12 protein-coding genes are annotated in these 12,601 nt (G+C 65.5%); 1 reads left to right on the forward strand and 11 read right to left on the reverse strand.

All coding sequences use genetic code 11. The annotated features are described in order from the left end of the window. Positions 1-109: 109 nt before the first annotated feature. On the reverse strand, positions 110-631 hold the full coding sequence (locus tag I4Q42_RS06340; RefSeq protein WP_198575223.1) for an FKBP-type peptidyl-prolyl cis-trans isomerase: 522 nt from the start codon (positions 629-631) through the stop codon (positions 110-112). A 171-nt stretch (positions 632-802) separates the two neighbouring features. On the opposite strand from I4Q42_RS06340, the gene galU reads away from it, so the two are divergent. Next, complete coding sequence (galU, locus tag I4Q42_RS06345) at positions 803-1,672, forward strand: UTP--glucose-1-phosphate uridylyltransferase GalU (protein WP_198575224.1); 870 nt, start codon at positions 803-805, stop codon at positions 1,670-1,672. A gap of 243 nt (positions 1,673-1,915) precedes the next feature. Here galU and I4Q42_RS06350 read toward each other — a convergent pair whose 3' ends face one another. The 10 genes from I4Q42_RS06350 to I4Q42_RS06395 form a co-directional block, all read right to left on the reverse strand. Beyond that, entirely contained in the window at positions 1,916-3,118 is a 1,203-nt protein-coding gene (locus I4Q42_RS06350; protein ID WP_198575225.1) for a threonine ammonia-lyase, read from the reverse strand. A gap of 49 nt (positions 3,119-3,167) precedes the next feature. Beyond that, entirely contained in the window at positions 3,168-4,439 is a 1,272-nt protein-coding gene (locus I4Q42_RS06355; protein WP_198575226.1) for a glycosyltransferase family 4 protein, read from the reverse strand. Between the two features lie 40 nt (positions 4,440-4,479). After that, positions 4,480-4,941, reverse strand: a complete 462-nt coding sequence (locus I4Q42_RS06360; RefSeq protein ID WP_198575227.1) for a hypothetical protein — start codon at positions 4,939-4,941, stop codon at positions 4,480-4,482. Between the two features lie 105 nt (positions 4,942-5,046). Beyond that, complete coding sequence (locus I4Q42_RS06365; protein WP_198575228.1) at positions 5,047-5,841, reverse strand: ABC transporter ATP-binding protein; 795 nt, start codon at positions 5,839-5,841, stop codon at positions 5,047-5,049. Positions 5,842-5,866: 25 nt separating this feature from the next. Then, positions 5,867-6,721 carry an ABC transporter permease gene (locus tag I4Q42_RS06370; protein ID WP_198575229.1) on the reverse strand — a complete coding sequence of 285 codons (855 nt, stop codon included), beginning with the start codon at positions 6,719-6,721 and terminating at the stop codon, positions 5,867-5,869. 29 nt (positions 6,722-6,750) lie between these two features. After that, positions 6,751-8,676, reverse strand: a complete 1,926-nt coding sequence (locus tag I4Q42_RS06375) for a hypothetical protein (RefSeq protein ID WP_198575230.1) — start codon at positions 8,674-8,676, stop codon at positions 6,751-6,753. An 81-nt stretch (positions 8,677-8,757) separates the two neighbouring features. Next, on the reverse strand, positions 8,758-9,723 hold the full coding sequence (locus I4Q42_RS06380) for an NAD-dependent epimerase/dehydratase family protein (protein ID WP_198575231.1): 966 nt from the start codon (positions 9,721-9,723) through the stop codon (positions 8,758-8,760). Between the two features lie 140 nt (positions 9,724-9,863). Beyond that, positions 9,864-10,826 carry a GDP-mannose 4,6-dehydratase gene (locus I4Q42_RS06385; protein WP_198575232.1) on the reverse strand — a complete coding sequence of 321 codons (963 nt, stop codon included), beginning with the start codon at positions 10,824-10,826 and terminating at the stop codon, positions 9,864-9,866. Further along, on the reverse strand, positions 10,814-11,623 hold the full coding sequence (locus I4Q42_RS06390; protein ID WP_198575233.1) for an NAD-dependent epimerase/dehydratase family protein: 810 nt from the start codon (positions 11,621-11,623) through the stop codon (positions 10,814-10,816). Before I4Q42_RS06390 ends, I4Q42_RS06385 begins: the two co-directional genes overlap by 13 nt. A gap of 8 nt (positions 11,624-11,631) precedes the next feature. Continuing rightward, a complete protein-coding gene (locus I4Q42_RS06395) occupies positions 11,632-12,576 on the reverse strand; it encodes an alginate O-acetyltransferase AlgX-related protein (protein WP_198575234.1) in 945 nt (314 codons plus the stop codon). Positions 12,577-12,601: the final 25 nt, after the last annotated feature.

Genomic DNA, 12,601 nt, shown 5'->3' on the forward strand with positions numbered 1-12,601 from the left:
TCAGCCACTGAAATCGGGAAGCCAAGCGCTTTGGCAAGCCGGCAATGATTTGAAATCTACTGGCAATGCGGGCGCAAGACAGCGCCCGCCGCCAGGCTCAGGATCAGGATCAGCCCTTCGGCTGCTGCAGCTTGCTCCGCAGCACGTCGATCAGCTCGATCTTGAACACCAGGGTGCTGCCCGCCGGGATATCGGCGCCGGCCTGCATGTCGCCATAGGCCAGGTCGGCCGGCACATAGAGCATCCACTCGTCGCCCGGGCGCATCAGCTGCATGGCCTCGACCCAGCCGGCGATCAGGCCGCGCAGCTGGAACGAGGCCGGCACGCCGCGCTCATAGGAGCTGTCGAACACGAAGCCGTCGAGGCGCTTGCCCTCGTAGTGCACCTTGACCTCGTCGATCGGGCGCGGATGGACGCCGGTCGCCGGCCCCGAGCGCACGATCTTGTACTGCAGGCCGCTGGGCAGGGTGACCACGCCCGGCGCCTTGGCGTTCTTGGCCAGGAAGTCGGCGCCGCTGGTCTTGTTGGCCGAGATCGCCGCCTGCTGGGCGGCCAGATCCTCCTTGGACGGTCCGCATCCGGCCAGGGACAGACCGGCCAGAGCGGCGAGAAGCAGGAACCGAGCACGCATGAGAGTGTTTCCGATGGCCAAATCCGTGCCCTGAGCTAGCAGGCTCGGCCAGAACATCAATCATTCCGTGTTTGGAACATCCTTCCGTCGCCTATGTCACGCAACGGTGGTGGCGCGACCCGCGCCCACGCTCTAGAACCCTGTCATCCGAGACACAGACCCGAGGTGCTCATGAAACCCGTCCGCAAGGCCGTCCTTCCCGTCGCCGGCCTGGGCACCCGCGTGCTGCCCGGCACCAAGTCGACGCCGAAGGAGCTTCTCAACGTCGTGGACCGGCCGATCCTGTCCTATATCGTCGAGGAAGGCCGCGCCGCCGGCATCGAGCACTTCGTCTTCATCACCGGCCGCGGCAAGGGCGCGATCGAGGACTATTTCGATCACCAGATCGAACTCGAGATGCAGCTCGAGGCCAAGGGCAAGCTCGACATCCTCAAGCAGCTGCGCGACGAGCTGCCCAGGCCGGGCGAGATGAGCTTCGTGCGCCAGATGGCCCCGCTGGGCCTGGGCCACGCGGTGTGGTGCGCCCGCGACATCATCGGCGACGAGCCGTTCGCCGTGCTGCTGCCCGACGTCATCGTCGACGCCCCGCAATCGGCGCTCAGCCAGCTGATCGAGGTCTATGACAAGGTCGGCGGCGGCAACATCGTCGGCGTGGAAGAGGTCCCCGAGACCGAGACCCACAAGTACGGCGTCGTCGCCCCCAGCAAGGTCGAGGGCCGCCTGGCCACGATGAGCGGCATGGTCGAGAAGCCGGCCAAGGGCACGGCCCCGTCGAACTGGGCCATCGCCGGCCGCTACATCCTGCAGCCGGAAATCTTCGACCTGCTGGCCAGCCAGGAAAAGGGCGCCGGCAACGAGATCCAGCTGACCGACTCGATGGCCAAGCTGATGCAGGACCAGGCCTTCCACGCCTATGTCTACGAAGGCGACACCCATGACTGCGGCGACAAGATCGGCCTGCTGAAGGCCAATGTCGCCCTGGCCCTGAAGCGCCCCGACCTGGGCGAAGCGGCCCGCAAGGCGATCACGGCGCTGCTGTAGGCGGCGCGCACCGCGAAAAACGAAAGGCCCCTCATCACGCGATGAGGGGCCTTTTCTTTTTGCATGTTCTAGGGGCCGTCATCCCGGCCGCAGCGAAGCGGAGAGCCGGGACCCAGGGGACTAGGCTCGGTGGCCGGATCCGAACACCCGGCGGCGGCCATCGCATCGCGGCGGCCCCTGCGTCCCGGGTCTGCGGTCCGCTGCGCGGCCCTTCGCCCGGGATGACGATCTAAGGGAAAGCCCTCAGACCGTGCGCGGCGGGTAGCCGTGCTCGCGCAGGGCGTTCATCACGTCCTGGGTGTGCTGGGCGTCGCGGGTCTCGATGGTGATGTCGAACTCCGCGCCCTTGGCCGGAACATCCAGCGCCAGGCGGTTGTGGTTCACCTCGATGATGTTGGCGCCCATGGTTCCGATCACGCTGGCCACGGTCGACAGCAGGCCCGGGCGATCGTCGCCGACGATGCGCAGGCTGACCAGGCGCTGGGCGCGCACCAGCTCGCGGGTCAGCACCGAGGCCAGCAGGCGGGTGTCGATATTGCCGCCGCACAGGATCAGGCCGCACTTCTTGCCGCGGAAGCGCTCGGGATAGGCCAGCAGCGCCGCCAGCGAGGCCGCGCCGGCGCCCTCGGCGATGGTCTTCTCGACATTGCAGTAGAGCGAGACGGCCTGCTCCAGGTGCGGCTCTTCCAGCAGCAGCACGTCGTCGATCAGCGGCCGGGCGACGGCGTAGGTCAGTTCGCCGACCTGCTTGACGGCCACGCCCTCGGCGATCGTCTGTCCGCCGCAGTGGGCCTGGACGCCTCGCATTTTGGCCGTGAACGACGGGTACATGGCCGGCTCGCAGCCGACGATGCGGATGTCGGGCTTCAGGGCCTTGGCGGCCGTGGCCACGCCGCTGATCAGGCCGCCGCCGCCGATCGGCACCGGCAGGACCTCGAGGTCGGGCACGTCTTCCAGCATCTCCAGGGCGATGGTGCCCTGGCCGGCCATGATGTCGTAGTCGTCGAACGGATGGACGAAGGTCAGGCCCTGTTCCTCGCGCAGCTTGCGCGCATGGGCGTTGGCGTCGTCATAGGTCTCGCCCTCGATGACCACGGTCGCGCCGAAGTCGCGGGTGTGCTGCACCTTCACGAACGGCGTGGTCTTGGGCATGACGATGGTGGCCGGCACGCCCAGGCGGGCGGCGTGATAGGCCAGCCCCTGGGCATGGTTGCCGGCGCTGGCGGCGATGACGCCCAGAGCCTTCTCGGCGTCCGACAGCAGCAATAGCTTGTTGAGCGCGCCGCGCTCCTTGTAGGCGGCCGTGAACTGCAGGTTCTCGAACTTCACCCACACCTCTGCGCCGGTGATCTTCGACAGCGTGCGCGAGTAGCGGCACGGCGTGCGCTCGATGTGGCCGGCCAGGCGGTCGGCAGCGGCGCGGATGGCGGTGATGTCGAGGGACATGAAAGGTCTACTGCTCTCTCTCTCAAACTTCCGTGCAGCGCGGCCGCCGTCAATCGACCGCATCGCGCCCGTTGCGAGCCCTTGCGTCCGAAGCCGCGAGCAGGTCCTCGACTCTTGCGAGCCAGCGATCCTGATCGAACACCTCTTTAGCCCGTCGCCGGCCCCGCGCTGCTAGAGAATCTCTTAGGTCGGCCCGTGAAATCAGCTCTTTCAACCTGACGGCGGCGACGGAGACGTCCGGCGCGGCCCATTCGGAACGGCGATACATGCCCTGCGCGTCGCTGACCGCTTCGAGCCGGTAGGGCACCAGAACCGAGGATTCCTCGTCCATGAAATCCATATTGCCCGACCAAGCCGTGGCGACGACGCATTTTCCCAGCCACATGGCCTCGGCCAGCACCAAGCCGAAGCCCTCGGCCCGATGCAGCGACAGGACGATATCGATGCTAGCCAGCAGGGCGCTCATGCCTTCGGCGTCGAGGGCCTCTTCTATCAGAACGACGTCCGGCCGCCCCTGAAGTTCGGCCCGCAGAGCCGCCGCGGCCTCACCGTCGGCGTCCAGGTTCGAGGCCTTGCAGACCAGGCACGCCTGGCCGGGCGCTTCGGAGGCCGCGGCAAAGAACGCGCGCGCGCCGTCCAGGGGGTTCTTGCGCGCGATCGTAGAACGCAGGTCCAGCGCCATGAAAATCAGCACTCGGTCTTCCGGCAGGCCGAAGCGCGCTCGATCCGGCGCCGCGCAGGGCATAACGAACACCGGATGTCCCACAACCCTGACCGGTACGTCGGCCGGAGCGATGGCCGCGATGGCGTCGGCGGTGAACCTGGACGGCGCCCAGACCTCGTCGACATAGGCGAAGGCCTCGCGCCACTGCGGCGGAGCGACCATCAGTTCCCAGGCCCAATAGCCGATGTGCCGCCGCCCCCGCAGCTGCGCTGCGCCGCCGGCCTGCAGCCATCGCAGCAGCTCCGGCGGATTGAGATGGGTCAGCACGGTGGCCGCTTCCGCTGGCGGCTGTTCCGGCGGGAGCCAGTCGAAATTGTCCTTCACGCCCAGCCGTCGGGTCACGTCGACGGGCCGACCGGCCAGCGGGCCCAGCGCGCCGAGGAAGAGGCGCGCCCCCTGGCCAATGCCTGATGTCGATCGCAGCAGCCCCACGACTGACACGGGCGCACCCCCGGCGGCGCCGCGCTTCCAATTCAGGGCGACCCGCAACGGGATCGACCGCCTTGAAAGCCAGTGCGCCGACAGATGAGCCTTACGGCGGACCGCCTGGGGCAATCGGCGCCAACAGCCGAGCAGGAAGAAACGAATGCCGGCCAAGCGCGAACTCCGGGCCTGAGGGACCGGGAGCTTTCGCTCCCTAGGCCGACTTGCTCGGCTTGCCCTTGACGAGTTCGGCCCAGGCATTGACCTCTTCGGCCGAGCCTTCGTTGGGCGAGCGCATCTCGTAGACGCCGCGCTCGACGAAGTGCTGCCGGGGATCGCGGATCGCCTGGGTGCGGAAAGCCGCGGCGACGTCGGGGTTGGACCGCAGATAGTACGAGCTGTCGAAGCGCGCATACGGAAACTGCCGGCCCTCGAAATATCCGATGTGGCTGAAGTGGCGCTTCAACTCGATGGGATCGGAATCGAACGCCTTTGCCAGGTCCGGATTGGTCTGGCCGTAGACGATCGGGTCGGTGGCCACGCTGTTGAGCGCCAGCTGGATCAGGTAGCGCAGCGCGTCGGAGTGCACCTCGACCTTCTTCTGGCCTTCCAGCTTGGCGAGCTCGACGCCCAGCGCGGTCTCAAGCAACGAAGGCGGCGGGAAAAACGGTGTCATGATGGCCCCCTGGCCGTCTGCGAAGTTCAAATGTCAGGCGTGATATCCGCCGCGTCCCCTAGCGATGCAGACCACGTTCCCGAAGGTATATAGCCGACTTTTCGCCTATACCGAAAGCTTGCCGCCGGCCGTCGCCTTCTTCTCCTGCTCTTGCAGCACCGCGGCGCGGTAGAAATACTCGTCCACCGAGCCGAGGAACTCTGGAACACCGTGGTTCAGGATCAGAACCTTGTTGCAGAGCGCTCGGACGAGGTCGGGAGAGTGCGTGGCGGTGACGACGACCCGCGTCGAGCCCAGGACGTCCGACATCCGGGCGGTCGCCTTCTTGACGAAGTTCTCGTCGCCGGCGCTCAGCCACTCCTCCAGCAGCAGGATGTCGTGGTCGAACGCTGTGGCCACGGAGAACAGCAGGCGCGCCAGCATGCCCGACGAATAGGTGCGGACGGGCATGTTGATGAAGGCGCCGAGGTCGGAGAAGTCGACGATCCGCTCGACATGGTCCTTCAGACGCCACGGCGAATAACCGCGCATGGCCGCGAGCAGGCGCACGTTCTGAAGACCCGTGGCCTCCATGTCCAGGCCATGGCCGATGTCGAGCATCGAGGAGACCCGGCCGTTGACTTCCATCCGCCCCTGGGTGGGCTCGTAGACGCCGGCGATCACCTTGAGCAGCGACGACTTGCCCGAGCCGTTGGAGCCGACGATGGCCAGGCGGTCGCCGTCCTCCAGCCGGAAGGAAAGATCGCGCAGGGCCTGCACGTAGACCGAGCTGCCGCCGTCCTTCATCAGGCGGCCGCCCACGGCGAGATTGGCAGCGGCGTAGCGAAGCGACCGGGCCCTCGCCGAGGGCACGTGATAGCTCAGGGAAACGCGAAACGCCTCGACCAGCGCTCGGGTCATAACGACAGCCTTTTCGAACCTGGGATCAGACCCAGTGAGGAATTTTCGAGCGGAACGGCACGAAGGCCGCAGCCGCCAACACCACGCCGACCGCGAAGATGCAGCCCAGCATCACCCAGTCCGCCGTCGAAGCGTACTGGTTCAGCAACGGCTTGCGGACGAAGTCGACCATGTAGGACAGAGGGTTGTAGACGACCAGCATGGACCGTCCGCCGCCGCCGCCGGCCGCCTGAGCCGGGTTCCAGAACACCGGGGTCAGGAAGAACAGCACGGGGCTGAAGTTCTGCAGCAGCATCTGAACGTCGCGGAACCGCGCGCAGAGCATGCCCACCAGCAGCATGTAGGGCAGGCAAGCCAGGATCAGCAGCGGGATGGCCAGAACGATCGTCCAGTGCAGGATCGGCATCTGCCCGAAAAGCGGAAAGATCACCACCAGGGCGACAAGGTTGTGCAGGAAGATCAGCAGGTTGCGCAGGGCGACCCGGAACAGCTGCATCAGATAGGGCAGGCTTTGGGTCTTGATCGTTCCCGCCACGCTGAGGAACAGGCCGGAGGAATCCAGGATGGCGGCGGGACCCAGGAACCACGCCAGCATGCCCGACAGGATGTAGGGCATGGTCTGGCTGATCGGCGCCTTGAACACCGCGCCGAACACCACCGACAGCGCCAGCGCCTGGCCGACGATGAACGAGGCGTTCCACAGCGGCCCCAGCAGGGTCTGCCGATAGCGTGACATGACGTCTTCCAGGCCCAGATACGCCCAGACCTCGGTCAGCTTCAGGGACGAAACCAGGTCGTCGACGGCCTTGCGCAGCTTGCCGGCCCCATCGCCGTAGACGCCGCGACCAGCGGACGCCGGCGGATGAGCGGAACGAGTCATCTAAACGACCTTCTTCATAGAAACTCGACCTAGGCCCGCGCTCGCAGCGCGGACTCGCCCTTCATCAGGTCGAGACCCTTCTCGACCAGAGCCGTGACGACCTGCGGATCGATCGTATAGTTCGAGTAGATGCCGCTGGGGTGATCGTCACCCTCAAGGTCGCGGATCGACTCGCGCGGCACCAGCAGCAGGGGCTGGTCACTGGGCCGCACACGGCGCCAGAACAGATCGATGTGTTCCCAGTGGTTGTAGTTGGCGTGACAGACCCCGGGCTTGTCCGAAAACGATGTCACCGGCACGAGGCCCCCGCCCACCGAGGCGACGTAGAAATCGGCCACGAACGACCAGATCACGGTCTCGGCGAACGAGACGTTCACCCCGGCCACGATGGTGGCCGCCTCGCCTCGGGCGGCGATGATCTGATCGACCACGCCCTGGCAGTCGGGCGTGCCGTCGAGATAGACGAGCAGGTTCTCGTAGCGCGACTTTAGCAGGTCGATGACCGCGACCACGCCCTCGACCTGTTCGACCCACACCTTGTTGTGCGCCCGGATGGGCACCAGCAGGCAGAAATCCTTCTCCGCCGCCAGGCGCTCGATCTCGGCGAACCGCGCCGGGTCGCTTGCGGCCAGCTGGTCACGCGAACGAGCCAGCAGGCGATCGGCCATCGGCGCATCGACGGCGCTGGCCGAGGCGCGCACCACGAACCGCCCTTCGCGCAGCACCCGGGTCAGGACGTCCGGCGAGGGCACGGTTTCCACGTCGGCGGCGATTTCGGGGTAGAGCACTTCGGGCGGCAGCCAAAGGCGAGCCTGGGCGAACACCGGCTTGCCCTGCAGACGACCGGCGCGGAATTCGCGCTCGAGGCCCGAGACGTCGTTCCAGAAGTAGTGGCCCATGTTCGGGATGTAGCCCGAAAGGATGGTCAGCACCTTGGACTTGGCGCGATAGGCCGCGACCTCGTCGCGGCGATTGAGACAGATGCTGAAATAATGCCGCATCAGATCGGCGAAGGCGAAGCCGATGCACCAGTTGCGGTTGTCGTGCAGAATGATGTTCTGGCGGATGAACCAGACGTAGGAGATGCCGCCGCCCCAGCCGGCGTTGCCGACCAGGATCATGGGGGCTTCGTCGTCGAACACCTCGTAGACCACCGGCATGAAGCCGCCCGCCGCGAGCGGGATGGACGCCTGCGCGGTGACCTTGCGACCGGTCACCGGCGAGATGAACGAGAGTTCGCCATCGCGGATGATCATGGTCTGGAACAGGTGCTGGGTCTTGGGATAACCCATCAGGCCGGTTTCGACGTGACGATCACGCTCGAAGGCGAAGTCGTATCCGGAATCCTCCAGCAGCGCGCGGGCCAGAACCGGGTCGACCCCGGCCCCGATCAGCTGGTCGCGCTGATAATAGATTTCGTCCTGGCTGACATAGATCGCGTGCTCCCGCACCGCCGCGGCCAGGTCGTCGCCCGGAACGACGGGAGACGGCAGCTCCGGACGCGAACCGTGAACCGGTCGCGCGCCGAGGATATGGCCGAAGACGAACTCGCCGAGATCCGCCCCGACATTGCGGCCGGCGTTCTGCGCGTAGGCCACGGTGTCAATGCGCCGGTAGCTGAGACCCGACACCACCACCGAGCCGGCCTTGCAATAGAGACGCACCTCCAGCGGGCTGTCGAAAGACAGCGCGACCGGCAGTTCGCCGGCCTCGGCCGACGGGTCGAGCTCGACCGAATTGAGGTGGTGCTGGACCAGCCCCGCCTCGAATTGCAGGACCGAGCCGGGGGAGGCCGAATAGGCGAGGTCGAAAACGTAGAACCCGGGCTCGAGGTCGAGCTTCTCGGTGTAGAACACCCAGCCTTCGCCTGAGTGCTCGATACCCGCCGCCCCGAGCTTGCCCCGCACGGTCGGCACGACCACCGCCTCAAGGGCTATGGCGGATCCATTTTTCACGACCAAAGTCTCCTTGCGCGAAGGGCGCGCCCCGTTCAGGAGCGCGCCGATCTTGCGCTGCAATCCGCTCAGCATCGACCGTTACTGATTGCGCTTAACCTGCGCTTCGATCCACTCGTAAGTCTTCTCGAGCCCCTCGCGCAGCGAATGGCTCGGAGCCCAGCCCAGGGCGCTTTGGATGAGTCGATTGTCCGAATTGCGACCACGAACGCCGACCGGACCCGGAATGTGGTTCTTGGTGATCGACTTGCCGGCGATGTCGGAAACCAGGTCGACCAACTGGTCGATCGTCACCATCTCCTCCGACCCGATGTTGACCGGGCTGGTGAAGTCCGAACGCGCCAGTCGCAGGGTGCCCTCGACGCATTCGTCGACGAACAGGAACGAGCGAGTCTGCTTGCCGTCGCCCCAGATGTCGATGGTGTCGCCCGACTTGGCCATCGCGATCTTGCGGCAGATCGCGGCCGGAGCCTTCTCGCGACCACCCGTCCAGGTGCCTTGCGGGCCGAAGATGTTGTGGTAGCGCGCGACGCGGGCCTGGATGCGGCGGTTGCGGTTGTACGTCAGGAAGAGACGCTCGCTGAACAACTTTTCCCAGCCGTATTCGCTGTCCGGCGCGGCCGGATAGGCCGAGTCCTCGGCGCAGTTGGGATTGTCCGGGTCTTCCTGGTTGTAGGCCGGGTACATGCAGGCCGACGACGAATAGAATATCCGCGGGCAGGCGCGCTTGTACGCCGCGTCGAGGACATTGAGGTTGATCGTCGCCGAATTGTGCATGATGTCGGCGTCGTTCTCACCCGTGAAGATGAACCCGGCGCCGCCCATGTCGGCCGCCAGCTGGTAAATCTCGTCGAACGGGCGGTCGATCACCGAGCGGGTCAGTTGCTGATCGCGCAGATCGCCGACGACAAAGTCATCAGCTTCATTGTCGAAGTACTCGTGAAACTTCAGATCGACGCCGCGAACCCAGAAGCCCTCAGACTTCAGACGTCGAACCAAATGTCCACCGATAAAACCGCCGGCTCCGCACACCAATGCCGTCTTCATAATGTTCCCAATCGACACTTAGTGGAAATTCACACGTTTGGTTGGCCTTGTAGAGCGCGTCCGATCGCATTGCAACAAGGTTGTCCCGCGCTCCGCACTCGCCTCGAAACCCCTCCGAGACGAGCGCCGATCACGTCATTTCAGGCGAAAAGATGGGCGTAGCGCAGCCGGTTTTCACGGTACCAGGCGACGATCTCGCCGATGGTGTCGCCGAGGCTGCGCGTCTGCCGCCAGCCCAGCGCCGACAGCTTGTCGGCGTTCACGGCGTAGCGGAAATCGTTGAACGGACGATCCTCGACGAACCGAGTCGCGCTGGCCGCGTCGATGCCCAGAGCCTTGGCGATCATGTCGAGCACCTGGAGGTTGGTGTACTCCTCCTCGGAGCCGACGTTGTAGATCTCGCCCAGCTCGCCCTTCTCCAGCACGGTCACGATGGCTTCGGCGAAATCCTGGGCCGCGAGATAGCGGCGGCGGTTCTGGCCGGTGCCGTGGATCGTGAACTCCTTGCCCAGGATGCCCAGCATGCTGAACTTGGGGATGATCTTCTCGGGAAACTGGCGGATCCCGAAGATGTTGTTCGCCCGCATGATGATGATGGGCATGTTGAACGAGTGGATGTAGCCGTTGGCGATCATGTCCGCGGCCGCCTTCGAGGCCGAGTACGGATTGGTCGGGTTCAGCGCATCGGTCTCGGTGTGGCGGCCTTCGCGCGTTTCGCCATACACCTCGTCGGTCGAGATGTGGATGAAGCGCTTGACCTTGTTCACGCGGCTGGCCTCGAGCAGCGAGTGGGTGCCCAGAGCGTTGGAGCGGGTGAACGGCAGGGAATTGCCGAACGAATTGTCGACGTGGCTTTCGGCCGCCAGGTGGATCACGCAGTCGACGCCGCGGGTCAGCTTGGTGCAGATGTCGAAGTCGCACAGATCCGCCACGTGCAGGGTCCGCAGGCCCGGCTCAAGGATCGGCGCGATATTGTTGAAGTCAGCCGCATAGGTCATCTTGTCGATGATATCGATGCGCGCCGTCGGATATTCACGCGCGATGCGCTCGGCAACGTGAGAGCCAATGAAGCCGGCCCCACCCGTCACGACTATGCTTTGCACTTCAAGTTCCTTCCAATTTCCAAGCAGCGCGAACGCACGTCCCCGACGTGCGCGCTGGTCCAGGCTTTCAACTTTTGGCTATCCAGGAGAAACGCGTCCCGTTCCTCCCAGCTGTCGCAAATCAATCGACCGGAACCAAACCCCTCGATCAACCACAGAGCCACTCTTCCCAGCTCGACGGACGATCCGCTGCCAAGATTCACAACGCCCGTGAACTTCTTTGCGGTCAGCTCGGCCAGAACGCACGCGAAATCGTCCACGTGGATGAAATCGCGCCGGGTGAACGGACTGATGTCCAGACGGACGAACCCCTCCTGCACGAGCGTGCGGCTGGCCGCGCCGAAGAACGATCCCCGTCCGACTTCGTCGCCGTAGACGTTGGCGATCCGGAGGACAGCCAGGCCGGCCAGCGGCAGCGCCGACAGCGCCGCCTCGGTCAGCGCCTTGTTGACGCCATAGACGTCGGTCGGCGCGATGGGGGCGGTCTCGGTCGCCGGGAAGGGCGCGTGCGCGCCATATACCTTCCGGCTGCTGAGCATGTAGTAGGTCGCCGGGGCTCCCGAGGCGGCCAGGGCGCGCGCCAGCCGCAGATCGACGTCGAGCGCCTCGTCATAGGCGCTGACCCGGTAGCGCGGATCGCAGGCGGCGTTGACCACCGCGTCGAAGCCCGAGAAGTCAACCGCGCCGAAGTCGGCGCCGTAGTGCAGGTCGACGACCCCGTCCCCGCGCCCGACCGCGGCCAGGCGGTAGGCTGCGCCGATGAAGCCACTGGTGCCGACCAGAAGAACCCGAACCATCCGTGACCTCAAGCGCTGGCCGCGGCGGCCAGCTTCTCCGACACGTAGGCGTCGAGGTCGAAGCCCTCGTCGCTGGGAACGTAGGTCATGAACCGCTCGGCCAGTTCGGTGACCAGGATGTGCGGCGCGACGTTCTCGACGTACTTCCAATCCACCTGGGACGACCAGACGAAATGCACCTCGGCGAAGGTCTCGGCCAGCAGGCCCGTCAGCATGTGCGGCCGGTATTCGGAAAAGGAGTCGCCGAACAGGATGACCCGCCGCGGATCGACGTCGGGCTTGTCGTTCCTGAACACCACGCTGGAGCCGATGTGCATGCCCACGTGATTTTCCTGGCCGGACGCCTCCTTGAAGGCGACCAGGTCGTTCACCGAATGGCGGACGCTGTCCTTCTGCACGTCGCGCATGGAGAACAGTTCGCTGATCGGCGGGTCGAACTTTCCGCCCAGGTCGAGAACGAGGCTGGCCTCACTGACCGGCCGCTGCAGGAGATCGAGCCGGGCCTCGGCGTTGAGGTGGTGGCAGAGCAGCTGGTAGGCCGCGAAGGCGCCCTCGAAGGTCCAGTGCGTATCGGTCTTGAAGTAGAGCTTGTGCGCGAACTGCTTCTGCAGCTCGAAATAAGGCAGCAGGTTGATGAACGACAGCCGCCACCAGTGATGGTGCGGTTCGTTGGCCAGGGCGGCCGCAAGCCGCGCCCCCGGCGCGCCGTCCGGAATGGACAGCGGCTTGGGGAAGAACTCCGGATAGACCGACAGCTTCTCGGGCGGCGCCAGGTGATGGTAGCGGATGCCCAGCCCCGCGGCGCGTTCGGCGCGCGAGCGGATCAGGTCCACCCACGCCCGAACCTTTTCGTGCGGGAAGTGCTCGGGATCCTCGAAATAGCGCATGACGCTGTTGGACCCGCCGGTCAGGAACAGCCAACCGTCTTCGCCCTGCGTGACGTCGTCGCTCATTGGCGCCCCTCCCCCGAACCGATGC

Source organism: Caulobacter hibisci (assembly GCF_016135805.1).
Lineage (GTDB): Bacteria > Pseudomonadota > Alphaproteobacteria > Caulobacterales > Caulobacteraceae > Caulobacter > Caulobacter hibisci.

Coding starts and splice junctions, on each gene's coding strand:
- I4Q42_RS06360 (WP_198575227.1), bottom strand. CDS start 4,941: ATGACACCGTTTTTCCCGCCGCCTTCGTTGCTTGAGACCGCGCTGGGC.
- I4Q42_RS06340 (WP_198575223.1), bottom strand. CDS start 631: ATGCGTGCTCGGTTCCTGCTTCTCGCCGCTCTGGCCGGTCTGTCCCTG.
- galU (WP_198575224.1), top strand. CDS start 803: ATGAAACCCGTCCGCAAGGCCGTCCTTCCCGTCGCCGGCCTGGGCACC.
- I4Q42_RS06380 (WP_198575231.1), bottom strand. CDS start 9,723: ATGAAGACGGCATTGGTGTGCGGAGCCGGCGGTTTTATCGGTGGACAT.
- I4Q42_RS06390 (WP_198575233.1), bottom strand. CDS start 11,623: ATGGTTCGGGTTCTTCTGGTCGGCACCAGTGGCTTCATCGGCGCAGCC.
- I4Q42_RS06395 (WP_198575234.1), bottom strand. CDS start 12,576: ATGAGCGACGACGTCACGCAGGGCGAAGACGGTTGGCTGTTCCTGACC.
- I4Q42_RS06365 (WP_198575228.1), bottom strand. CDS start 5,841: ATGACCCGAGCGCTGGTCGAGGCGTTTCGCGTTTCCCTGAGCTATCAC.
- I4Q42_RS06370 (WP_198575229.1), bottom strand. CDS start 6,721: ATGACTCGTTCCGCTCATCCGCCGGCGTCCGCTGGTCGCGGCGTCTAC.
- I4Q42_RS06350 (WP_198575225.1), bottom strand. CDS start 3,118: ATGTCCCTCGACATCACCGCCATCCGCGCCGCTGCCGACCGCCTGGCC.